Annotated in this window: 17 protein-coding genes; 13 read left to right on the top strand and 4 right to left on the bottom strand. The window is 47.5% G+C overall.

The window, feature by feature from the left end:
* Nucleotides 1-15 precede the first annotated feature (15 nt).
* From ACQY69_RS04120 to uraA, 3 genes are all read left to right on the top strand, one after another.
* Nucleotides 16-732 (top strand): metallophosphoesterase, encoded by a 717-nt coding sequence (locus ACQY69_RS04120; RefSeq protein ID WP_428258866.1) that lies wholly within the window; start codon nucleotides 16-18, stop codon nucleotides 730-732.
* Between the two features lie 39 nt (nucleotides 733-771).
* Nucleotides 772-2,475, top strand: a complete 1,704-nt coding sequence (locus ACQY69_RS04115; RefSeq protein WP_428258864.1) for an FAD-dependent oxidoreductase — start codon at nucleotides 772-774, stop codon at nucleotides 2,473-2,475.
* Nucleotides 2,476-2,555: 80 nt separating this feature from the next.
* The gene (gene uraA, locus ACQY69_RS04110) at nucleotides 2,556-3,836 is read left to right on the top strand and encodes a uracil permease (protein WP_428258862.1); all 1,281 of its coding nucleotides are present in this window, start codon (nucleotides 2,556-2,558) and stop codon (nucleotides 3,834-3,836) included.
* A gap of 329 nt (nucleotides 3,837-4,165) precedes the next feature.
* Here the strand turns inward: uraA and ACQY69_RS04105 are convergent, their stop codons facing one another.
* Together ACQY69_RS04105 and ACQY69_RS04100 are read right to left on the bottom strand one after the other, a co-directional pair.
* A complete protein-coding gene (locus ACQY69_RS04105) occupies nucleotides 4,166-4,786 on the bottom strand; it encodes a TetR/AcrR family transcriptional regulator (protein WP_428258860.1) in 621 nt (206 codons plus the stop codon).
* A 298-nt stretch (nucleotides 4,787-5,084) separates the two neighbouring features.
* Nucleotides 5,085-6,263: an IS110 family transposase gene (locus ACQY69_RS04100; RefSeq protein WP_428258858.1), complete on the bottom strand. Its 1,179-nt coding sequence runs from the start codon at nucleotides 6,261-6,263 to the stop codon at nucleotides 5,085-5,087.
* Between the two features lie 258 nt (nucleotides 6,264-6,521).
* Here ACQY69_RS04100 and ACQY69_RS04095 point away from each other — a divergent pair, with 258 nt between their 5' ends.
* From ACQY69_RS04095 to ACQY69_RS04085, 3 genes are all read left to right on the top strand, one after another.
* Complete coding sequence (locus ACQY69_RS04095) at nucleotides 6,522-7,268, top strand: response regulator transcription factor (protein WP_428258856.1); 747 nt, start codon at nucleotides 6,522-6,524, stop codon at nucleotides 7,266-7,268.
* A complete protein-coding gene (locus tag ACQY69_RS04090) occupies nucleotides 7,255-8,565 on the top strand; it encodes a sensor histidine kinase (protein ID WP_428258854.1) in 1,311 nt (436 codons plus the stop codon). The genes ACQY69_RS04095 and ACQY69_RS04090 overlap by 14 nt, the downstream gene beginning before the upstream one ends.
* A gap of 149 nt (nucleotides 8,566-8,714) precedes the next feature.
* The gene (locus tag ACQY69_RS04085) at nucleotides 8,715-10,406 is read left to right on the top strand and encodes an APC family permease (protein WP_428258852.1); all 1,692 of its coding nucleotides are present in this window, start codon (nucleotides 8,715-8,717) and stop codon (nucleotides 10,404-10,406) included.
* Nucleotides 10,407-10,986: 580 nt separating this feature from the next.
* On the opposite strand, the gene ACQY69_RS04080 is transcribed toward ACQY69_RS04085, so the two are convergent.
* Nucleotides 10,987-12,384, bottom strand: a complete 1,398-nt coding sequence (locus tag ACQY69_RS04080) for a L,D-transpeptidase family protein (RefSeq protein WP_428258850.1) — start codon at nucleotides 12,382-12,384, stop codon at nucleotides 10,987-10,989.
* Between the two features lie 428 nt (nucleotides 12,385-12,812).
* Here ACQY69_RS04080 and ACQY69_RS04075 point away from each other — a divergent pair, with 428 nt between their 5' ends.
* Both ACQY69_RS04075 and pfkA read left to right on the top strand, forming a co-directional pair.
* Nucleotides 12,813-16,424 (top strand): DNA polymerase III subunit alpha, encoded by a 3,612-nt coding sequence (locus ACQY69_RS04075; RefSeq protein ID WP_428258848.1) that lies wholly within the window; start codon nucleotides 12,813-12,815, stop codon nucleotides 16,422-16,424.
* Nucleotides 16,425-16,467: 43 nt separating this feature from the next.
* Entirely contained in the window at nucleotides 16,468-17,427 is a 960-nt protein-coding gene (pfkA, locus tag ACQY69_RS04070; protein ID WP_428258846.1) for a 6-phosphofructokinase, read from the top strand.
* On the opposite strand, the gene ACQY69_RS04065 is transcribed toward pfkA, so the two are convergent.
* Nucleotides 17,419-18,375, bottom strand: a complete 957-nt coding sequence (locus tag ACQY69_RS04065; protein WP_428258844.1) for a LysR family transcriptional regulator — start codon at nucleotides 18,373-18,375, stop codon at nucleotides 17,419-17,421. The genes pfkA and ACQY69_RS04065 overlap by 9 nt on opposite strands.
* A gap of 172 nt (nucleotides 18,376-18,547) precedes the next feature.
* On the opposite strand from ACQY69_RS04065, the gene ACQY69_RS04060 reads away from it, so the two are divergent.
* The 5 genes from ACQY69_RS04060 (at nucleotide 18,548) to ACQY69_RS04040 (ending at nucleotide 24,984) form a co-directional block, all read left to right on the top strand.
* Complete coding sequence (locus ACQY69_RS04060; protein ID WP_428258842.1) at nucleotides 18,548-19,537, top strand: succinylglutamate desuccinylase/aspartoacylase family protein; 990 nt, start codon at nucleotides 18,548-18,550, stop codon at nucleotides 19,535-19,537.
* Nucleotides 19,538-19,677: 140 nt separating this feature from the next.
* Entirely contained in the window at nucleotides 19,678-21,144 is a 1,467-nt protein-coding gene (locus ACQY69_RS04055; RefSeq protein WP_428258840.1) for a sodium/proline symporter, read from the top strand.
* Nucleotides 21,145-21,239: 95 nt separating this feature from the next.
* Nucleotides 21,240-23,030 (top strand): indolepyruvate ferredoxin oxidoreductase subunit alpha, encoded by a 1,791-nt coding sequence (iorA, locus tag ACQY69_RS04050; protein ID WP_428258838.1) that lies wholly within the window; start codon nucleotides 21,240-21,242, stop codon nucleotides 23,028-23,030.
* The gene (locus ACQY69_RS04045; RefSeq protein ID WP_428258837.1) at nucleotides 23,027-23,602 is read left to right on the top strand and encodes an indolepyruvate oxidoreductase subunit beta; all 576 of its coding nucleotides are present in this window, start codon (nucleotides 23,027-23,029) and stop codon (nucleotides 23,600-23,602) included. The genes iorA and ACQY69_RS04045 overlap by 4 nt, the downstream gene beginning before the upstream one ends.
* Before the next feature lie 38 nt (nucleotides 23,603-23,640).
* Nucleotides 23,641-24,984, top strand: coding sequence for an acetyl-CoA hydrolase/transferase family protein (locus tag ACQY69_RS04040; protein WP_428258835.1), 1,344 nt, complete (start codon nucleotides 23,641-23,643; stop codon nucleotides 24,982-24,984).
* Nucleotides 24,985-24,989: the final 5 nt, after the last annotated feature.

The following is a 24,989-nucleotide window of genomic DNA, read 5'->3' as shown; positions in this document are numbered from 1 at the left end:
CGAGTAACGGCAAACATGTCAGGAAGAATTTTTATTACGGGAGATAAGCACGGCTCTTTCGTTCCTTTCTTTGGCCTTCACGAGAAAGGGGAAATGAGGGAAACGGACGTTTTCATAATCGCGGGAGATGCCGGATACGTCTGGGATGAAGATTACATTTATAAAGTGGAGACGCTGCAGCAGCTCTTTCCGGGAACTGTGGCCTTCATAGACGGGAACCATGAGAATCACATGCTGCTGGACAGTATGGAAGTGGTGGAATGGAATGGAGGCAGGGTCCATCAGGTGGGAGAGCGGGTCTGCCACCTGATGAGAGGCGAGCTCTATTCGATTTACGGCTGCAACATATTTACTTTCGGAGGAGCACGTTCCAGCGATATCGACAGAAGGACAGAAGGTGAAAGCTGGTGGCGGGAAGAGGAGCCCTCTCTGGAGGAGATCGATTATGGCAGAAATATGCTGATGGAAAAGGCGGACGAGATAGATTATGTGATAACTCACGAGACGCCGCTGTTCGCCAGGGATCATATTTCCAGATCGAAGGAGATAGATTTTGACTATCATCTGCCGGAGATACTGGATGACTGGTACGAGACGGTGTCGGAAGGAAAGCGGTTCAAGAAGTGGTATTTCGGTCACATGCATGAGGACAGGCAGATAACGCCCAAGCTGAGAGCTATACACAACGACATTCTGATAATAGGAGAGGATGAGCCGATAAAATGGGCGTGATTTCTGTCGATGGCTTCTTTATAGAAAGGATGAGAAAAAATGAAAGTTGTTATCGTAGGAGGCGTCGCCGGGGGCGCTACAGCGGCGGCCAGGATAAGAAGGCTGGATGAGGATGCTGAAGTCGTGATATTCGAAAGAAGCGGTTTTGTATCTTATGCTAACTGTGGACTCCCTTATTACGTGGGAGACGTTATCAAAAAGCCGGGAGAACTGACTTTGCAGACGCCTCAGAGCTTTCGGGAGAGATTCGGGATAGATGTCAGGGTGTCTCATGAAGTTACCGATATCGACACAGAAGGGAAGAACGTTTCGGTGACTGATCTGCTGACGGGGGATTCGTGGAAAGAAAGCTACGATAAGCTGTTATTGTCACCCGGTGCGAAACCGACTAAACCGCGCCTTGCCGGGGCTGACAGCGAGAACATCTTCACTTTGAGGACGGTGGAGGATACGTTCAGGCTCAAAGACGCGCTGCAGCGCAGAAGACCTGAAAAAGTCGTTATCGCCGGAGGCGGGTATATAGGGATAGAGGCGGCGGAAAACCTCAGAGCACTGGGAATAGATGTGACTATGATCCAGCGTCCGAAGCAGCTTCTTTCACCTCTGGATTACGATATGGCCTGTGGCATCCATGCCAAGCTGAGGGAGAAAGGCGTAAAGGTAAAGCTGGGAAGTTCTGTCGAAGGTTTTGAGCATGATGGGGAAAAGGTCACCGTTTTGCTGAAGGATGAGCCCGCTTTGGAAGCCGATATGGTGCTGCTGGCCATCGGAGTGGCTCCTGATACGGAGCTGGCTGTCAAGGCCGGACTTAAAACGGGTATAAAAGGCAGTATAGTGGTTAATGACTTTATGGAAACGTCAGCGCCTGATGTTTATGCTGTAGGCGATGCGGTCCAGGTAAAACACGCTGTCACCGGAGAGGATGTGCTGATATCGCTGGCCGGGCCGGCCAATAAGCAGGGAAGGATAGCTGCAGACAACATCTGTGGGGGCCATAGCAGATTCGAGGGTTCGCAGGGCTCATCAGTGATAAAGCTTTTTGATATGACCGTGGCCAATACGGGCATAAATGAGAAGACTGCCATAGAGCTGGGGATGGATTATGACAAGATAGTACTGTCTCCGGCAGCTCATGCCACCTATTATCCGGGAGCGACTACCATGACCATGAAAGTGATATATGAGAAGGAGACGCTCAGATTGCTGGGCGGACAGATAATAGGCTATGATGGTGTCGATAAGCGCATCGACGTGTTAGCTGTAGCCATAAGCGCCGGCATCAGAGCCGATAAACTTAAGGATCTGGATCTGGCTTACGCGCCTCCTTATTCGTCGGCTAAAGATCCTGTCAATATGGCGGGATTCATGGTGGAAAATATCCGCGAAGGTATCGTGAAACAGTTCCACTGGGATGAAGTGGATGACCTCAGAGGCAGGGAGGATGTCGTGCTGCTGGATACCAGGACGATGCAGGAATACGCGGCGGGCCATGGAGATGGCTTCATCAATATCCCTTTGGATGAGCTGAGGGGAAGACTGGGTGAGTTGGACAGGTCGAAGAAGATATATGTCATGTGCCAGACCGGATTGAGAAGCTATATCGCATGCCGGATCCTTTCGCAGAAAGGCTTTGACTGCTTCAATTTTTCCGGCGGATACAGATTTTACGAGATGGTCATGAAAGAAAAAAGTCCGGCATGTCTCTCATATCCATGCGGCGCTGATATGAAAACGGCAAAATAATAACAGTGTTTCTGTATTTTTTGTGATATAATAGGCAGGATGTCATCGATAAAATATAAGAAACATTTTAGGAGAAGAACATGTCTAAGGAAAAAAATGAAAGAAAGATAATCGGCATAGGCGATAAGCCGCCGATAGGAAAATGGATCCCGCTGAGCATACAGCATACCTTTGCTATGTTCAGCGCGTCGGTGCTGGTACCGATCCTGTTCGACATACCGGCATCAATCGTCCTTTTGATGAATGGTATCGGGACGCTGCTGTTCATCCTCATCACCAAGGGAAAAGCGCCGGCTTATCTGGGGTCGAGCTTCGCTTTCCTGTCGCCGGGCTTCATCGTCATCGGCAGTATGGGATATCAGTACTGCCTGGGCGGGTTTATCTGCGCGGGAGCGATATTCGCCATCATAGCCATAATAATCAAATTCGCTGGCGTGAACTGGATCGATGCGGTACTGCCGCCTGCGGCCATGGGGCCTATCGTTGCCCTCATCGGTCTTGAACTGGCGGGTTCGGCTGCCAGCACAGGAGGCATCATAAGCTCCGATGGAGCAGCTATAGATCCTAAATTCGTGGTGGTATTCATCTTCACGCTGGCTCTGGCAGTGGTGGGCCAAGTGGTATTCAGAGGATTCGCGGCAGCTATAGCCATACTGATAGCCATCGTAGCCGGTTACGTGCTGGCGTTGATAATGGGACTGGTGGATTATACAGCTGTGACGGAGGCCAGCGTATTCGCGCTTCCTGCTTTCATGGCTCCTAAGTTCAGTCTCAGCGCCATAATAATCATAATACCTGCTTCGCTAACGGTCATATCAGAGCATATTTCGCATCAGATAGTGACCAGCGAGATTGTCGGCAAGGATCTTCTGAGGGATCCGGGACTTCACAGATCGCTGCTGGCAGACGGTGTTTCCACTATGCTGTCGGGATTCTGCGGTTCTGTTCCGACGACTACTTACGGCGAGAACATCGGAGTGATGGCTGTGACGAAAGTATACAGTGTATGGGTCATTGGAGGTGCTGCGGTATTCTCCATACTGCTCTCCTTCTTCGGGCAGGTGAGTGCGCTTATCAGTACCATACCTGGACCTGTAATGGGCGGTATCAGCTTCCTTCTCTATGGAATGATAGCTGCTTCAGGAATAAGGCTGCTGGTCGACAAGAAGGTGGACTATTCCAAACCGAGGAATCTGGCTATGACTGCTGTGGTCTTCGTAGTGGGACTTTCAGGAGCGTCGATACAGATAGGAGAAGTACAGTTGACCGGTATGTGTCTGGCTACTATAGTAGGTATCGTGATGGGTCTGGTGATGTTCATCATAGATAAGTGTGGATGGGCCAACGATTCGGAAGAATAAGTGAAACAAAGAAAGATAGAGACTGGTACGTCGTCTGGCGGATCGGTCTCTTTTGATTTTTTTGACCGTATGTCTGTGGAATGGTCCAGATGCCAAAAACGACTAATATAAACGGATAATAGGCATAAATCGAGGGTCCGTGGCTTTCTGACAGGAACTGATATGCCAATAAGTGATTGAAACAGATAAGGAATTGGCATAGAAGCAGTTGTTATCTGCTTGAAAGTTGCCAAGAAAGCCGGAAAAAATAGAGAATATGGCATATTGATATGGTCTGAAGCTGCGGTATGTTATGTTTTATGCCCATTGCCGGGGGAAAAATACCGATATTAGGCATTTCGTTTTGCGATGGAAGGGCGCTGCTGGCTTGTCAGCTTGTCGATATATATCCGCAGTATCTTTTCCATCTTTTTTGCAAGATCATATTCCCCTTGATGGAGAGCCCAGTCGAAGATGACACCGCGAGCGATGAGAAAAAGTTCGTCGGCGATATCATCCGGTGATGGAGCAGGATCGCAGAAGCCATCTTTCTGAGCGGTATAGATGATATCCAGCAGGACGGGGCGCATTCCTTTGCTTCTGTCCAGGAACAGAGAGTTTTCAGGGACGTACATTTTCTGCGTCAATCCGACGCCATTGTTTTCTGCCATGGAGGCGTACTGGAGAAAGAAAGCCTGGATCTGTTCATCGAAAGCCATGTGTCGGATCTGACCCGCCAACTGATTTTCGTAATATGCGTCGGCAGAACGGTAAAGATCCATGAAGAGATCCAGTTTTGAAGTGTAGTAGTGATAAAACGTGCCGACAGAGACGCCGGCAGCTTTAGCTATCTGTGTGACATTAACACCATCTATCCCATATTTTTGTATCAATTCTATGCCGACCTTGTAGATCTTGTCTTTTGTAGCCTGAGCCTGTATATCGCGGCTGGTCATTTTTTGTTTCTTCATTGCTATCAGCGTCCTTTCGGTTAAATTGTACCTGACGTAAAAGGGGATTGCAATGGTCTTCTTGATATGATAGAATCATTTCATTGAATAGATTCGATGAAATGATTCGGTTAAAACGAGGAAAGCCGAAAAAACGGAAGAGCAGAAGCAAGGCGAAGAAAACGCTGAGTGAATTGGAGAAAGACTAACTATGTGAAGTCAAGTGATTTTCAAAAAAATGCATTGAACTTTGAGAATTGAATAACGACATGACAAAACAGACAAGCGAAGCTTGCCTTGAAAATACAGCGTGTCAGAATCAACTCTGCGGAACGAATGCCTCGTTATGTTTCAGCATATAAAAAATCGTTCGCAAAAGCTTCTTGCTGACATGACTGATAGCAACATTAAAGTGCTTCCCTTCGGAACGCTTTTTCGCCAGGTAATCCGCAAAGGTTTTGTCTCTCATAGCTACGAGGCGGGCAGCCTGAAACATAGCCCATCTGAGGTATGTGGAACCGCGTTTTACCATTGTAGCGTATGATGCGGTGTATTTGCCCGATTGATAAGTTGAAGGATCAAGCCCTGCAAATGCCTGTAGTTTTGAAGGATTGGAGAAGTTATTGATATCTCCGATCTCCGCCAGAATGATGGCAGCAAGCGTGTAGCTGATACCGGGGATGGTAAGCAGAGGAGTATCAAGCTCCCGGACAATAGATTTGATTTTCCTGTCGAGAGCATCGATTTCTGCCTGCACATTCTGTATCATGCGGATGGTCTGCTGCAATTCAAATGCAAGAGCTTCATCAGAAAGACCAATAGACGAAGCAGCGAGATCACGTAGAGCTACGGCCTTCTCACGACCATATTTACCGTGTGAACTTTTATGGATCAGGTTGGTAAGGCGTGTCAGGTGGCACCCGGCAATGGCATCCGGAGTAGGGAGTTCCAAAAGCAGCTGATGAGATGATTTCTGATTGACAGACCAGACAAAGCTCGGAAACTCCGGAAAGACAACATCGATGATTCGTGCAAAAGAAACTTTCAACTTTCCGCGATAGCCTATGAGCCTGAAACGATGTCTTGTGAGTGACTTCAACTCCTGAATCTGATATGATGGAGGTGAAGTAGGAATCGATTCATTGGAGAAGAGCATCGTAGCGATGGTCTTCGCATCACATTTATCGGTCTTCGTTTTACGGAGAGTGAATGCTTTGCGGAAGGCACTCGTTTCCAGGGGGTTGAAGCTGGTAACGACAAAGCCCTGGGATTCAAGAAACCGTTTGATGTTGATGCTGTAATGTCCGGTGTGTTCGAGTCCTACTTTTGCGTTTGTAACAGGCTCACCGTCAAGGGCATCAAGGATAGTTTCGAGAAGTTTGTTAAAACCGACCCGATCATTGGTGATCCTGAGGTTGTCCGTATAGATAACACCATCAGAATCAATGATGAAGCAATCGTGTCTGGATTTGGCAACGTCGATACCGATATAGAGCATAGAAAACCTCCTTTGGTGATATGGAAATAACTTCAGGCGCTGTGTATCCGCAGTACTCTATGCCGAATGTATCCTTGCTGTATATAAAACGTCATGCGTTATCTAACTCATTAACACTTAGACATAGAGCTGTGGTTAGAGCCTTTCAAAAGAACAGTCAGCAATAGGGTGCTGCTGTAGGAGGTCAAACTAATCCACAGCGTCTACACAGAATTATATAGAGAAATTCTAAGAAAGGAAAATGTTGAGAACTTCCCTATGAGTTCAATATACAAGGTGGTCAATATGAGCGAATACTCCATACTCATCGTTGAGGATAATGAAGAGATCCGCGAAGGGATAAGGATACTCTTCAGCGGTGAAAATTACGATATCGTCGAAGCTGCTGACGGTGAAGAGGGCCTTGAACGTTTTTCTGATTCCATAGATATGGTGATACTGGACATAATGATGCCCGGCATCAGCGGACTCAAGGTATGTGAAGAGATAAGAAAGGTATCTAATGTGCCGATCCTGTTCCTCACGGCAAAGGGACAGGAGTCCGATAAACTCATAGGATTCATGGCAGGCGGGGATGATTATCTGATAAAGCCGTTCACATATTCGGAGCTTCTGGGCAGAGTCAAGGCGCTGTTGAGGCGGTATTACGTGTATAAGGGCAAAGAAGAAGTGTTCAATGAGGAAAGCCGCAGCGAAAAGTATATCTGCAGCGGAAAGCTGAGGATAAACACGCATTATAACGAAGTGTTCCTCGACGAGGAGAAGATAGATATCCCGGAAATGGAGTACGGTATGCTTCTGCTGATGATGAAGAATCCGGGAAGGATATTTTCCACGAAAGCTATTTATGAAGCAGTATGGAACGAGCCGTATTTTTACGTATCCAACAACACCGTGACCGTCCATATACGCAAGCTGAGGATGAAGATAGAGGAAGATCCTCAGAATCCGAGGTATATAAGTACGATATGGGGGAAGGGCTACAGGTTCAATGCGATCGATTGAGAAGAGAAAGAGTCTGTCTGCTCAGCTGGCACAGCTCGTAGCCGTTGCTCTGCTGATTTCCGCCGCTCTGTTTGCAGCCGTATATATTGCCGGGAATCTGCTCATCAACAGGTATCTTGAAGAGACGGATTACGTGAGGTCGAAAAATGCATTTTATGTGGAGAAGCTGCAGGAATACGTGGATAAAAACGATATCAGTTCTACGGACAGCGATATGCTGGAAAAATGGGTAAGGAAAGAAGAGATAGTCGGATTCGAGATATATAAAGGGAACACGTGGCTGTACACTACCTCGGGACCGAGATCCGGCGAGATCACCGAAAGAGACATGAGGGGAGCCTCCGAGCTTGAAGTAATGTTCGGAGACGGTGTTTTTAACGTGCTCATCTATGGCAGTTATACATATAAATTCTATTATTATGCTCTCGCCGGAGAATTGATCTTCTGCTTTTTCGTATTCTTTGTGATAATGATGTTCGGCATACGCAGAGCGATATCCTATGTGCAGACGCTTAAAAATGAAGTAGAGATACTGGAGGGAGGAGATCTGCAACACAGTATTTCCATGAAGTGGAACAATGAGTTGACGGATCTTGCCTACAGCGTGGAGTGCCTGCGAAGATCCGTTCTCGAACAGTTTGAGAGAGAAGAGGAACTGAAAAAGCTCAACAATAAGATGATAGCGGACATGTCTCACGATATAAGGACGCCGCTGACGACAGTGATGATATATCAGGAAGCGATAAAATATAAAAAGTACGAGGATGAGAAAGAGCTGGCTCAGTATATCGACAGGATAAACGATAAGCTCGAACAGATCAGGACTCTTACGGATACGATATTCGAGTATTCGCTGGAAAAAGTGGCGCGTGATCAGCAGGCCTCTTTAAAGGGCGGTTTCAGGGATATCATGTACGACGTGATATCAGAAGTGGTGGAGTGCCTTGGGCAGCGCGGCTTTGAAGTGTCATCCGATATGAATTGGGAAAACTCGGAAATAAGCGTGTATCGTGAGGATATAGACAGGATCATGAACAATATACTGTCCAATATATTCAAATATGCCGATGAGAACAGACCGGTGAACGTGAGGACAGTATCGGATGAAAGCTATGTGGGTGTGATGTTTGAAAACAGGATACCGGTTTTAGAGCGCGAGAGATCCGAATCGCCTGAAAAGGGCAGCCGGATAGGTATAAACAACGTAATGAATATGATGGAGAGGACCGGCGGCCGCTGCGAAGTGATATCAGAAGATGATAGATTTGCTATTTCCATACTGTTTAAGAAACTTTAATCAACTTTGGCATAAAGTTAATGATCTCCTTAAGAAATTGGTAATGATTAGAGCATATACTGTTTTTTATGAAAAGCTATAATATTCTGAAATATTATAGCTGAATGCGCGATCATTTTTATCATTTCAGGTAAGGAAAGGAGGTAGAAATGGCAGAAAAGAGAAGCATCAGTGCCGCCAAAGTCGGTGAACACGGGCTGAAAAAGCACGACATTAAAGTTTCAACAGTAGTATTCATGATATTCTGCCTGGTAGCTGCCGGCTGTTACGGTATCGAAGAGATGATACCGGAATGCGGACCGGGACTGACAGTGATAATGCTGTGCGTATTGCCGTTCATATGGGCACTTCCGTTTGGACTGGTAGCATCGGAGCTCGGTTCAGTAAGGCCTCAGGAGGGAGGCTATTACAAGTGGGTACAGGAAGCGCTCGGTGAATTCTGGGGATTCCAGGCAGGGTGGTGGAGAACGATCTCCATCTACATCGACAATGCGTCTTATGTTATCCTTGCAGGAGGCTACGCTGCCGCTCAGTGGGATATCAGCAGGACTACGGAGTTTGCTCTCAAAGCGGCAATGATAATAATCTTCACATATATCAACATACGTGGAGTAAAGGACGTAGGGCTGGCGAGCACGATACTGTCGATACTGGTAATGGTGGCATTCGGTCTAGTCGCCCTGTGCGGATTCCTGAACTGGGGCGGAGATGCGCAGACGGCGGGCACGATATCATTCCAGCTCACAGCATATGAAGCAGGAGGCGCGGCAGACTGGATCTATTTCATAGCGGGAGGCATATCGGTAGGAATGTGGATGTATTCCGGATATGAATCCATGTCCACGGTAGCGGGCGAGATACAGAATCCGCAGGTAATACCTAAGGCAACTATGATAACGATACCGCTGATCATGACGGTATATATCCTGCCTACGGTAGCCGGACTGGGCTCACTCGGACAGTGGACCGAATGGGGAACTGAATCCGGCACGGTAGGCTACGCAGATGTCGTGAAGGAATTCTGGGGCTCTGCATTTGGAGTATTCTTTGTCATAATTGCCATACTGGCGCAGTGCTCGATATTTAATACGTACATCGCATCCGGTTCGAGAGGATTCTTCTCGCTGGCGGATGACTATCTGGCACCGCCGTTCCTGGTAAAATGCGATAAGAAACACGGCGTTCCGTACATAGCTGTACTGACAGTAGCGATAGCGTGTCTCATACTCTGCATGCTGCCGTTCGGATTTGTCATCATACTGGATGTACACATGCTGATAGCATCCTATATACTGGTGTACATATCGGCTATGGTGCTGAGAAAGAGGATACCGGAAGAAGAGTACAAGTTCAGGATACCGGGAGGATTCGGGCTGCTGGCTGTTATCTGTATCGTTCCGATCTGTGTGGCGATATTTGCGATACTGATCAACGGATCCGATTACTATCTGGGCGGAATGACGGCCATGGCGACAGGCCCGCTTCTTTACTTCATCTGGAGAAAGATGTACGGCGGACTTACGAAAAAAGATCCTCAGGCGTTTCCATCCAATCCTAAGACCGGGCTGGCAGTGGGAGACACGAAGAGGATATCGCTCCTGTTCTTCTTCATGACGATCATGAACGTAGTCATGGTGCTGTTCGCTCCTTGGTACGAAGGCTGGGGAACAGGCGATTCATGGGAGTCGAGTGATTACTTCGACGGCATAATAGAGAACATCAATGTAAATTCCATCGTCGGATTCATAGATAATTACCTGAATATATTCACGATAGTGTGCGCTGCACTTTGTGTGATATTCTTCCTGATATCTATGAAAGTGGAAAAGAAGAAAGGCTAGACTGACTGACGAAAAGAAAACTGACCGAGATAAAAATATCGCGGATTTTAAGAGCCTGCTGCATGCGAAGCGAGGATCGCGTGCAGCAGGCTCGTCCGTTGTGCGTACGGCGGTGCGAGGAACATTCGGAGAGGATGAAATATCCGGAGAAGATGAAACTTTCGACTGCAATAACATGAATCCTTTAAAGCAAGCTGTTCATGTTATTTCTGGCTTTCGCAAACGAGAGGAATAACATGAAAAAGTATTTTATCGTGCTTCATGTCATTTTATGACTTGTTATGATTTGTTATGACCTGTTCGAGTGATGTCCGGACAGCCGTATCCATGAAAAATAACATGAACATCATGTTATAAGGAGTTCATGTTATTCCCTCGCAAAGTTTCAGGAGGAAATAACATGAAGGCTGTGTAAATAGCAGTTCGTGTTATTCGGCAGCTGCATCAGCCGGGGCAATAGCCGGGGTGATAGAAAAGTAGCGAAAAAACGAGCCGGACAGCGGTTATTCGCCGTCCGGCTCGCGGTGTGAGAGAGGCCTACATGCAGCCCCTGTTTGATTCATATTTGAGATATCTGTTATCAGTAATGCATTACGACCGGTATGCCGACTTCAGCAGCTCTGTAAAGCTCCGGCATTCTGTTAGGCGGCATGTTTATGCAACCGTGGCTTCCGTTGCTTATCCATATGCTGCCTCCGAAAGAGGCCCGCCAGTCAGCATCGTGGAAGCCCTGTCCTCCCCAGGTGACGCCCAGCCAGTATTTTACAGGACTTGCATATTCGGAGCCGTCGGCATTGTCGCCTCTGAGCACGACATCTCTTACCTTGTTGAGTATGTAGTACGTGCCGATATCGGTCGTCGTGCCGGTGTTTCTGCAGCCTGTCACGCAGCTGGAGCTGAAGACGAGAGAACCGCTCTTATAGAATCTTACCATCTGGGCGGATATGTCCACGTCTATATATGTATCGCCGACGTTTCTCGTATACTTGCCGTAGCCGCTTTCTGAGAATACAGGTTCACGCGTTACATCCTTGCGGGCGTTTATGTCTGCGATCAGCTGAGCGGTCTCTTTCTCCTGGTCTATCTTCCAGCCGTAAGTTCCGCCGCTCACGTTTATATGTTTGCCGCTGAGAGATGTGAAGCTTCGGCTGCTGCCGACGTTATCGTACTTTTCGGCCATATCGCTCACGAATTTCTTTACGGCGTTTTCATTAGGGTCGCCCGACATATCATCCTTGAGCAACCCCATCAGTTCACGGGCAGTCAAGGTGAAAGATTCTTCTCCCAGGTCATATGTTATCTTCTGCGAGAGATATTCTCTGCAGTATTCCTGATATTCCTTAAGCTCCTTGTCCTCTGCGGTCACCTTTGGCAGCGTGTAGTAATCCTGTTCATCGTACATGAATTTTATCTCGCCTGTCTGTATGTGGTGAAGCAGATCGGCAAAGAATTTTTCGGCATTTGGCTTATCGCCGTATATTTCGGGAACGATCGAAAAATCGGGATCGTCGATATCGACGTAAGCGTCTTTGCTGGCGCTGGCTTCGCTCTGCTTGAGGAACGGCGAAGTGATCACGCGAGTCTTGAAGTCTTCACTGTATGTGTCGACAGTCATCGGTATGCTGATCATCAGCGGTGAACCTGTAAAGTGGTTGACCGCAGCCAGCAGCCTGTGATCTTTTTTCGCATCCTTCAGCGCCCCGGCGATATCGTACGTACATCCGAGATCCGTGTAATCCGCTATGGTATCGCTGAGCGGTCCGGTAATGATTATGTGTTTTTTGTTCCATTCGCTGGTCAGCTTCACAGCAGCCTCATCGTATGTGAGGCCTGAGCAGTCGACACCGTTTACTGTCGTGTTCTCCGGGAACACGTCGTTTTTGTATTCATCGGTGCCTGCGTATACAATTGTTGCGCCTGCCAGAACGGCAGCTGCGAGTAAAACCAGTATTAAAAGTGTAACAGCAAATTTTTTCATAATGTATTCTTTCTTCTCCTTCAAACCCTTATTATTTTACTCTATATACATTGACTTGGGAAGTGGGAAAATGCGTTTTGCAGAGGAAAAACGATAAAATTTTGGAGGCAGAATTCCGGCTGTAAATTTGGTGGGGTTTGGGGTATAATGAAAACAATATTCAAGACAGCTTCGCTGCAAGGTAGTTTTCATTGAAACATGCTTCGACAAGCTCGCATGTTATAATGATTGTTATGATTGAACACGGCGTTGCCGAGAGGAAACAATCATTGAATCGCGCTTCGACAAGCTTGCGCGATATAATGAAAATAAGATTGAACACGGCGTTGCCGAGAGGAAACAATCATTGAATCGCGCTGCGACAAGCTTGCGCGATATAATGAAAATAAGATTGAACACGGCGTTGCCGCAAGGAAGAAAGGATATATATGGCTTTTACACATCTGCATGTACATACCGAATACAGTCTGCTGGACGGGGCGTCGCGCATCGGCGATGTCGTGGCCAGGGCGAAAGAACTGGGGATGGATTCGCTCGCCATAACCGACCACGGAGTGATGTTCGGCGTGATAGATTTTTATAAAGAATGCATCAAACAGGGAATAAAGCCTGTCATAGGGTGCGAGGTCTATACGGCGGCGAGAACGCTGTTCGACAAGGATTCCGAAAAGGACAAGCACATGGGACATCTGATACTGCTTGCCGAGAACAATGCGGGTTATAAGAACCTGATGAAGATAGTTTCGGAGGCGTATCGACACGGCTTCTATTATAAGCCGAGGACCGATAAAGACCTGCTGCGTAAATATCACGAGGGTATAATCGCTCTGTCGGCCTGCCTGGCGGGAGAAATTCAGCACAGGCTTTTAAACGGCGATTACGACGGAGCCAGGAGAGAAGCGCTGGAGATGAGGGATATCTTCGGCGAGGACAATTTTTTCCTTGAGCTCCAGGATCAGGGACTCGAGGAAGAAGCGCGCATACTGCCCTATATGAAGAAGCTGCACGAGGAGACCGGTATCCCGTTCGTCGCTACGAATGACGTTCACTATGTGAGGCGTGAGGACGCGGCAGCGCAGGACGTGCTGATGTGCATCCAGACAGGAACGACGATTGATGAAGAGGACAGGATGAGGTTTTCCAACGATCAGTTCTATCTGAAGTCGGAAGACGAGATGCGAAAGATCTTTTCCAATACGCCGGAAGCTTGCGATAATACGGTGAAGATAGCCGAGCGCTGCGACGTTTCGTTTGAGTTCGGCAAGCTCCACCTGCCGGAGTTCACTGCGCCAGGCGGCATGAGCAACAGCGAGTACCTGCGAGAGCTTTGCGAAAAGGGCTTGAGTGAGAGATATGCGGGCAGCGGCGAGAGGATGCGCGCCGAGCTTGAGGAACGACTCGATTATGAGCTTTCCACCATAGAGAGTATGGGATACGTGGAGTATTTTCTCATCGTTTGGGATTTCATAAATTATGCTAAGAGCAACGGTATTATGGTGGGACCCGGCAGAGGTTCGGCTGCCGGCAGCATAGTGGCTTACACGCTCAGGATCACAGATGTAGATCCGATAAAAAACGATCTGATCTTCGAGAGATTCCTGAACCCGGAGAGGGTGAGCATGCCGGATATAGATATAGACTTCTGCTATGAGCGGCGCGGAGAGGTCATCGATTACGTCATAGAAAAATACGGCGAGGACAGGGTGTCACAGATCATAACGTTTGGCACGATGAAGGCAAAGCAGGCGGTGCGCGACGTAGGCAGGGTGCTTAACGTCAGCTATCCGGAAACCGATGCCATCGCCAAGGCGATACCGTTTTCCCTGAAGATGACGATAGACAAAGCGCTGGAAACAAGTCCGGAGCTCAAGGAAAAGTACGAAAGCGAGGAGACCACGAGAAAGGTCATAGATATGGCGAGAGCCATAGAGGGCATGCCGCGTCATGCGTCCACTCACGCGGCGGGAGTGGTGATATCCAAGGAGAATATCGACGAGTACGTGCCGCTCTATCTGGCTGACAAAGGGCTGTCCACCCAGTTCAACATGACGACTATAGAAGAGCTGGGGCTTTTGAAGATGGATTTCCTGGGTCTGAGAAATCTCACCATCATCAGGGATGCGCTGGAGATGATCGAGGAAAATCATGGAGTCAGGATAGATTTTTCGTCGATGGAATACGACGATCCGGCAGTCTACGAGATAATAGCGAGCGGCAATACGGCGGGCATATTCCAGCTGGAAAGCGGCGGCATGACGCAGTTCATGAAGAATCTGAAGCCGGACTGTTTCGAGGATATCGTCGCCGGCATATCGCTGTACAGACCGGGACCGATGGCATCGATCCCTAATTACATAGAGAACAAGAAACATCCTGAATCCATAGAGTACCTGCACGAGAGCTTAAAGCCGATCCTTTCCGTGACCTACGGCTGTCTGGTTTATCAGGAACAGGTGATGAGGATAGTCAGAGATCTTGGGGGTTATTCCTACGGCAGATCAGACCTTGTCAGACGTGCTATGAGCAAGAAGAAGATGGACGTGATGCTGGAGGAGAAGGAATATTTCATAAACGGAAAGACGGCTGAAGACGGCACCGTGGAGATCGCGGGCTGTGTCAGGAACGGAGTGCCGCGTGAGACCGCAGAGGAGATATTCAATCAGATGGTCAGCTTTGCGGAGTACGCTTTCAACAAGTCACACGCTGCCGCGTATGCGGTCGTGGCCTATGAGACGGGATATCTCAAGGCGCATTATCCTGTGGAGTTCATGGCGGCGCTGCTCACCAGCGTCATGGGCAGCGCATCGGATACGGCAAAGTACATAAGGAACTGCAGTGAGATGGGGATAGAGGTGCTGCCTCCCGATGTGAACGAGAGCGGGAAGAAATTTACCGTAGCGGACGGAAAGATAAGGTTCGGTCTCATGGGCGTCAAGAATGTAGGCGAAGGACCTATAGACGCCATCATAGAGGCCAGAGAGGAAAAGGGCAGGCCTAAGGACATATTCCAGTTTTTCGACAATGTCGATATACATAAGATAAACAGGAAGGCAGTGGAGAGCCTGATAAAGGCGGGAGCTTTCGATCGCCTCGATGAGAACAGGGCGGCGCACATGGCTGTGTACGAGAGCCTGATAGAATCAGCCCAGTCCAGCGCAAAGAATACGATAGCCGGGCAGATGTCGCTTTTCCAGACGAACGCCGACGCCATGGAGGAAAATCAGTCGGCGAGGAAGCTGCCGGATGTCAGGAATTTCGAAAAGGATATGCTGATCGCTCAGGAGAAGGAGATGCTGGGCGTATACATCACGGAGCATCCGCTCAAGGAGTTCGAAGACATGATAAACAGATCCGTGACCGTGACGTCGCAGGATCTGGAGGAGGTGCTCGAAAGCGAGGAGAGCGGCGAAAAGCACGATTTCATAACCGACGGCATGCACGTGGTGATGGCGGGCATAATAACGGGAAAGAAGACGCTGATCACGAAGAACAATAAGATGATGGCCTTCGTCGACATGGAGGATCTCTACGGAACCGTGGAAGTGGTCGTATTCCCGAATGTATATGAAAGATATACGGAACTCGTGGATGAAGACAGGATCGTGTCGATCTCGGGCACCGTCAACTTCAAGGAAGGCGAGGTGCCTAAGCTGCTGGCGGACAGGATAACGGATATCCGTGAGCTGGCGGCGGAGACGGCTGGCACCGGATCGGAAAGAGATCACGAGACGGTCGGAAGAACCGGCGCGGCGGGCAGAAGGACTGCTGCCGGGGTGGTCGAGGCCGGGATGACAGCCGCTGAAGCGGCATTGGTAGAGCCGGAAGGACTGGTAAAGATAAAACTGCCTGCGGGAGATACATCCGGGATGATCGATCGCATAAGGGAGATAATGTCGAGGCACAGAGGCACGTATCAGGCGATCGTATACATGCCGACGGGCGGATCGTTCAGGACCGAACGTGAGCTGTGGGTGGAGCCTGATGCCGAATTCCGCAGAGAGATAATCGATATAGTCGGTGAGCAGAATTACAAAGGCTGATATAAGCCTGCTGATAAGTGTGCTGATGCGAGGAGGGGATATCATGAAGAGGATAGGAGTTTTGACGAGCGGAGGCGACGCTCCGGGCATGAACGCGGCAGTCAGAGCAGCCGTGCGTACAGGACTTTCCATGGGCATGGAGGTGTACGGTATCGAACGCGGATATGAGGGACTCCTCGACGGTGAGATGGAGAAGATGGAGTGGCATTCCGTCGGTGACATACTGCAGCGCGGAGGAACGATATTGAGAACGGCCAGGAGCGAAAGGTTCAGGACCGAAGAAGGACAGAAACATGCCGTCGACATGCTGGAGACCTTCGGCATAGAGGGGCTCGTAGTGATAGGCGGCGACGGGTCGTTCCACGGAGGGCTGGAGCTTGCGCGCAAAGGTGTAGCGGTTATGGGAGTTCCGGGTACCATAGACAACGATCTGGCATATACGGATTACACCATAGGCTTCGATACGGCTGTCAACACGGTGCTGGCGATGATCTCCAACCTGCGAGATACGGCGTCGGCGCATGAAAGGACGACAATAGTCGAGGTCATGGGGCGCAGCTGCGGTGACATAGCTCTGTATGCGGGTCTTGCGGGAGGCGCTGATGTGATATTGGTGCCGGAGGTGGAGCCGGATATCAACATGGTATGCAGGAGAGTGTTGAGAGGACAGCAGTCGGGAAAGCTGCACAGCATCATAGTAAAAGCCGAAGGCGTGAAGATAAGCTCTGCTGAGCTCGCTTCCGTCGTAGAAAAAAAGACGGGGCGCGAGACACGGTTCGTCGTTCCGGGCTACATACAGAGGGGCGGCACACCGTCAGGACGTGACAGGCTGCTGGCGAGCATGATGTCGTCAAAAGCCGTGAAGCTGCTGTTCAACGATGAGCAGAGCAAGGCGATAGGCATAAACGGCAGCGATATAGTCGCCTATGATCTGGCCGATGCTCTGGATATGAAGAGTGAGTTCAGAAAGGATCTGTATGATATAGCAGAGACGCTAGCGTGATGCCGGCGTCTCGTCAGGGCTGATGAGAGAAGGTCCGTGCTGTACGATGTAGTCGACTACCGCTCTGAGAGAACTGTCTGTATCGTATTTAGCCTTGTTGTAAATTATACTGAACGTAAAAGGAACCGTAAAGGAAGATATCGCGCAGATATTTTCGGATGGAGTGAGCTGGTTTTTGCCGATCATAGATTTCAATATGCAGGTGAATCCCAGCCCCTTTTTTGTAAGGGAATATGCTATAGGCATCGTGGGCACTTCCACGATATTTTTTATGATTATATTATGATCATCCAGCATAGAATTCATCTTTTGATGAAGAATCGATATATCCTGACAGCCGATAAATGTTTCATTCGTAAGAGCAGATAGTGTTACAGGAGCGGCATGATCATAGTCAAAAGATGTTGTATCTATATCTGAAAGTATATTTAAATTTTTATTTCCTATCAGTATACCGGTATCCGTTGCGAGGTCAAGGCATTCATACCCGTTGATTTTGCAGGGCATGCCAGAGATTATGATGTCATATCTATTCATCTTCAGAGAATCGATCAGGTTTTTAGAATAATCAATATGGCCTTCTATGTTAACGTTATTGTAGTTTTGCAGAAAATGAGGCAGCAGATTATTTGTTATGGTGTCACCGACAAGGAGAGGAACACCGAGCCTGATCAAATGTTTCTCAATATATATGTATTTTTTTGATTCTCTATTGAATTCGTTATTTAGAGCAGTGATTCTTTTAGCGTAATCCACGAAGAGAAACCCCAGCGGTGTAAGTGAAACGGGGGAAGTGTCCCTGTTGAAAAGAGGAGAACCGAGACGTGTCTCCAGTTTCTTTATGTAACGGCTGAGAACGGGCTGCGTAACATACAGAGCATCCGCGGCTTTCGTAAAGCTGCGGTGCTTAACGATCTCCAATACATATGTTATGTCTTTTTCGTCCATGATCAGAGCCTCCGTATTTATATGTTATATCAGCACATATATTTTTATATTAAGAAATATATCATAGCAAAAATGCTATGTAAAGCGGCTTTTATAGGTATTGGACGATATTTTTACAGAAAAGTATAATTAAATCAGAAAACAGAACTAAAATACAAAAGGAGGGATTATTATGCTGACAAAAAGCTTTAATCTGGAAGAAATTATTGCCAAGAGAAATCAGAAATTATGCGGATTTATAGATCTGGCACAGAAGGTGGATTCATCTCAGGTGCGGCTGCCGTATATGATAGTGTGCGGAGCAGAGGACGGGCCGGTGTTATTAGTCGATTGCTGTGTGCACGGAGACGAGTATGAGGGTGCTGAGGCGATCGCCCGCATATATAATCAACTCGATCCGACAAAGATGAAGGGAACATTCATCGGAGTGCCGGCAGTGAATCTTGAGGCGTTCAATGCAGGAGAGAGGGTAGCCCCTATAGACTGGACGCACCTGGATATGAACAGGGCATTCCCGGGTAATCCAGAGGGGATGATAACTTCGAGGGTATCATATTTTTATTTTGAAAACTTTGTAAAAAAAGCAGATTTCTGTATCAGCTTCCATGGCGGCGGAAACGGGCTTTATATGGAACCATTGATCACATATACGAGCCCTAATGAAAAGGAAGGAGATATGTCCTACAGGGCAGCGGTTGCATCAGGGCTTAAGGTCTGGTGGAATCTGGATGAAGCTCCTTTTACCGGATCATTACCTGAAGAGGCTCGTAAGGTAGGAATTCCTTGTGGAGTTATTGAACTGGGCGGACAGGGAGTCAGAGTAGATCACAGGGATGAGATGATTTCGATTTCAGCAAACGCTATTGAGAATATAATGAAAGAATTTAACATGCTTGAAGGAAATTATGAGAAGGTTCCGGAGGATGAAATCAAAAATGTAAGGATCAAATACGTACATGCCGATGACGGCGGATATCACAAGCTGACTGTAAAAGCCATGGACTTTGTGAAGAAGGATCAGGTCTGCAGCGAAATCGTGGATATCTTTGGACAGAAGGTAAATGAGGTGGTTGCGCCTTTCGATTGCTATATCGTGGGGTACTGGAGCTATGCGACCATACATCCGGGCAATTGGGCGTTCCTGTTCGGGGAGCCGGTTTAATGGAAACTGAGCTGAGAAAGGAGTATGCAGATGTGGACTATAGGTGCATATTTTGTCGTCATAATAATTCCTGCCGGTCTCGTATTGTCGTCGATCGCGATGTATATAGTGGAAAAGAAAAAGGATGGAGGTGAATCTAAATGATAGCGTATTTACTTCCTATGGTGATATACCTTGTGCTGATGATCCTCATAGGCTTTGCCTTTTCCAAAAAGCAGGGCAGCGTAGAAGGCTTCCTGCTTGGGGACAGATCGCTGGGCAGCTGGGTAGTCGCCTTCAGTTATGCTTTTTCCGGCATGAGCGGATGGGTGCTCGTAGGCTATATAGGAGTGGTTTACCTTATGGGCCCGTCTTCTTTCTATATACTGATAGGCTTTAACCTCGGATTCATGGCGGGGTACTTGCTTTATGGAAAGAGGCTTCGTAACTATTCCGGACTTCTGGGCGCAGCGACGTACACGGAATTCTTTGCGTCAAGGGTGAGGAGCTGTGAATCTCTCATACGCATAATCAGCGCTCTTTCGATAATAGTCTTCATGTCGGCTTATGTAGCCAGTCAGCTTGCGGCGATAGGAAAGACGATGACTGTAGTTTTCGGACTGTCTCCGGGAGCGCTGATCATAATCGTCGGCGTGGTGATCGCGCTTTATTGCCTTATCGGAGGTTTTTCAGCTGTCGCGTTCACTGATTTCGTACAGGGCGTACTGATAGTTATAGGCGTCGTCGCTCTCGCGGTAGTCGTCGTGATGAAGGCGGGAGGCCCTGCGGAGATATCATCGATAGCAGCATCGATGGACGAGAATCTGGTCAATGTGACGATGGGCGGCAAGACAGGAATGGCTCTCGTGGGAGCCGTTATAGGGCAGCTTCTGTATGGACTGCAGTGTATGGGCAGACCGCACGATACTATAAAATTCTTTTCGATAAAGAGCGTAAAGGATATAAAGAAATCGCTGGTGGTATGTCTGGCATCTTTGACAGTCACGTATTGGGCAGCATTTGCGATAGGGTACAGCGGCCGCGTTATGTTTCCTGAGCTGTCTGACCCGGAGCAGCTGTTTGCCTTCATGGTCACAAGTGATTTCATTCCGCCGGTTTTGGCGGGTGTATTGCTGACGGTATTCCTCGGACTGATGATGTCCACAGTAAGTTCACAGCTCCTGTCGGCAGGCAGCACTATCGGCGAGGATATATTCCACAGATACGTATTCAAAGATGCGTCGGAGAAGAAGGTAGTAAGAATAACGCAGATAGGTATAGTAGCGGTTGCGTTCGCGGGGATACTGTTCGCACTGAACAGTACGGAAAATGTCTTCAATCTGACGGTATATGCTACGAGCGGTCTGGCTGCAACGTATGCGGCGGTGCTTGCGCTTGCGCTGTATTGGAAGAAGCTTACAGGACCGGGATGTTTTGTAGGTATGATCGGCGGGTTCATTATCTGTGTAGCATGGCAGAGTGCCGGACTGGATGGAATACTGATATCAGGCGTACCTGGTATAGCAGGATCACTGCTGCTCGCTATAGTTGTAAGCCTCTTTACAAAGCAGAAATATGAGGACGAGATAGCTACGGAACTGGAAAGAGTAAAGCAAGATATAGTTTGATAAAAAAGAGGGTATTTTAAAAGTGTGTTACAGAGCAGAAGCTGCGGTGTAAGCACAGCTTCTGCTCTTGCTTATTAAAGAAAGCGAGGCAAACATTGGAAGTTTTAAAGCGATTACTTACCGGCAATGAAGCGGTAGCTAGAGGTGCATTTGAATCAGGGGTTCACTTTGCCGCCGCATATCCCGGTACACCCAGCAGTGAGATATTGGAGAATATCACAATGTATAAGGAGATCATATCGGAGTGGGCTCCGAATGAGAAGGTGGCGTTAGAATCCGCGATAGGAGCATCGATAGCTGGAGGCAGAAGTCTGGCAGCAATGAAGCATGTGGGACTCAATGTGGCGGCAGATCCACTGTTTACATTTGCTTATACTGGAGTCACGGGAGGAAGCGTTATTATTACGGCGGACGAACCCGGACAGCATTCGGCACAGAACGAGCAGGATAATCGTAATTATGCTAAAGCGGCGAAGCTGCCTATGTTTGAGCCGGCTGACAGCCAGGATTGTCTCGATATGCTGAAAGAGGCGTATCGAGTAAGCGAGGAATACGATTGTCCGGTGCTTTTCAGGATGACTACGAGGGTATGTCATTCAAAATCACTTGTAGCTTGCGGAGAACGAAAGGGACGTGAAATAGTTCCTTATGAGCGCAAAGCGGAAAAATATGTGTGCGTGCCTGCGAATGCACGAAAACTGAGAGTTAAACTGGAAGAAAAACTGGCAGCATTGAAAGAGTATTCGGAGAAGTGCTCATTCAATATAGCTGAATACAATAATACGGAGATTGGGGTTATTTCATCGGGAAGTTGTTTTTTTTATGCTAAAGAAGCATTAGGAGACAATGCCTCGTACTTGAAATTAGGGTTCACAAACCCATTGCCGACGGAGAGGATTAAAGAATTTTGCAGCAATGTAAAAAAGATATATGTCTTGGAAGAGAATGATCCTTATATAGAAGATTTTATAAGAAAATTGGGATTCGACTGTATCGGAAAAGAGTGTTTCCCTAAATACGGGGAAATGACAACAGATATTGTTCGGAAAGTTATTTTAAATGAGAGAATCGAAGAGATCGAATATGACCGCAGCGGAGTGGTTGACAGACCGCCTACTCTCTGCGCAGGATGCCCACACCGTGGATTTTTTTATGAATTAGGGAGAAGGAAAAACGTCATGGTTTCGGGAGATATAGGCTGCTATACTCTTGGATTCGCGAAGCCCTTCAATGCTATTGATTCCTGTGTTTGCATGGGAGCAGGATTCAGCATAGGCCATGGTGCGCAGAAAGTGTTTAATAAAGCCGGAAGTGAAATGAAAGTGGTTTCAGTACTTGGAGATTCGACTTTTTTTCATACGGGAATCAATTCTTTGATCACAGTGGCATATAACAGGAGCAATACTGTCAGCGTCATATTGGATAATCGAACCACTGCGATGACAGGACATCAGGAAAATCCGGGAAGCGGAAAGAATGCAAGAGGCGAAGACATAAATGCCATAGATCTATATCAATTAGTTAAGGCAATTGGCATCGAGAATGTGAAAGTGGTAAATCCTAATGATCTGGAAGAAGTATCCGATGTATTGGATGAATTTATCGCTCTTGATGAACCATCTGTGATAATAACGCGATGGCCATGCGCATTAAAGAAGTTCAGTCAAGCAGATAAGAGCGAATTTACGGAAGCATTCCAGGATAAGTACTATGTTTCGCCTGAGAAGTGTATCGGATGTAGACTTTGTATGAAGTGTGGTTGTCCTGCATTGTCATTTGACCGGGAAAGTAAGAAAGCAAGCATCGATCAGATTCAGTGCTTAGGGTGTGATGTGTGTGCACAGGTATGCCCTAAAAATGCTATTGAAAGGAGGAGTGTCAAATGACAAGAAATATAATGCTGGTAGGTGTAGGAGGTCAGGGTACTATTTTGGCGAGTAAATTGTTGACTGCCGGTCTTATGAAAGCAGGGTACGATGTAAAGATGAGTGAAATCCATGGTATGAGCCAGAGAGGCGGTGCGGTATCGTCTCAAGTCAGATATGGTGAAAAGGTTGAGTCTCCGATAATAGAAAAAGGAACTGCTGATGTTATCACCGCATTTGAGAAAATGGAAGCGTTAAGAGCACTGGAATTTTTGAAAGAAGGCGGTCGTATGGTAGTCAATGAATATGAAATGCCTTCGATGCCGATAATTACAGGAGATGCACAATATCCTCATAATGCAGTAGATGAGATCAGTAAACATGCGGATGTTATTTCAATAGACGCAACTTCAGCCGCACTTAAGCTTGGAAGTGCTAAAACTGCTAATATTATTCTCCTTGGAGTGACGATCAAAGCAATGGGGTTGACAGATATAGACTGGGAGAAAGTTATAGCAGAAAACGTCAAAGCGGATTTCGTTGATATAAACATTAAGGCGTTGGGATATGGCATGGGAGCTATGAATGTATAATTGCAGAGATAAACATTGTTTTGCGGAGGAAGTTGCCCATGGAGAGAAGTTTTTTTAATGAATATAGAGAAAAGTTACGAACGCCTGAAGAAGCGGTCAAGGTCATCAAGAGTGGTGACTGGGTCGATTATACGACATCGCTGGGATTTCCTGTGCTTCTTGATCAGGCGCTGTCGGGACGGCGTGATGAGCTGACTGATGTAAAAATAAGAGGGAATCTGATATTCGGCCCTATAAAAGTGGCGGAGTGTGACCCGAGCAGAGAACATTTCATGTATAACAGCTGGCACTGCTCAGGATATGAGCGCAAACTTACTGACAGAGGGTTATGCAACTACATACCTATGGTGTTTCGCGATGTAGTACCTTATTACCGGCATTTTCTGGACGTGAATGTAGCTATGATGTGCGTTACCCCTATGGATGATCACGGATATTTCAATCTGTCGTGCGCGACGGGAGTAGGCAAGGGGATACTTGAAAAGGCTGATATCGTTATACTTGAGGTGAATGAACAGCTGCCTAAAGTGTATGGAGGCTTTGATGAAGCGATACATATCAGCGAAGTTGATTATATCGTTGAAGGCGAACATCCTAAACTTATGCAAATGCCGTTGTCGCAGGCCTCAGATGAGGATATAAAGATCACTGAGTGGATACTTCCCGAGATAAAATCAGGATCTACCATACAGATGGGGATAGGATCGATGCCGGGAGTAATAGGTAAGATGCTGGCGGAGTCAGATCTTAAGGATCTGGGGATGCATACTGAGTTGTGTTCAGATGCTTACGTTGATCTTTACGAAGCAGGGAAATTAACAAATCGCAAGAAGAACATTTTCAAAGGAAAAGGGCTTACTGGCATTGCTTTCGGTACAGACAGGCTTTATGAGTGGATCAGAGAAAATCCGGGCGTGGCAATAGCTCCATTAGAGTATGTAAATGCACCGGCTGTTATAGCTCAGATCGACAATATGGTTTCAATCAACAGCTGTATTGCTGTAGATCTTTTCGGACAGGTTGGAGCAGAAAGCTCAGGGTTAAGGCACATAAGCGGAACAGGAGGACAGCTGGATTATCTTACTGGTGCAGCGATGAGCAGCGGCGGGAAGGCGTTTATCTGCCTGAAGTCATCGTTTGTCGATGCACAGGGAGTAAAGCATTCCAATATCCGCCCTAATTTTCAGGGAGATATAGTAACAGATCCGCGCAGTCAGGGATACTTTGTTGTTACCGAATACGGCAAAGTTAATATAGCGGGTAGGAGCACCTGGGAGCGCGCGGAAATGCTGATAGATATAGCACATCCTGATTTTCGCGATCAGCTGATCGATGCGGCTGAAAAACAGGGGATATGGCGCAGGGCGAATAAACGTTTGTAACTGTA

This window comes from Gallibacter sp. Marseille-QA0791, from assembly GCF_965119705.1.
GTDB classification, from domain to species: Bacteria; Bacillota; Clostridia; order Peptostreptococcales; family Anaerovoracaceae; genus Lentihominibacter; species Lentihominibacter excrementipullorum.
Note: the sequence above shows the minus strand (reverse complement) of the source record. Positions and strands in the feature narration are given on the sequence as shown.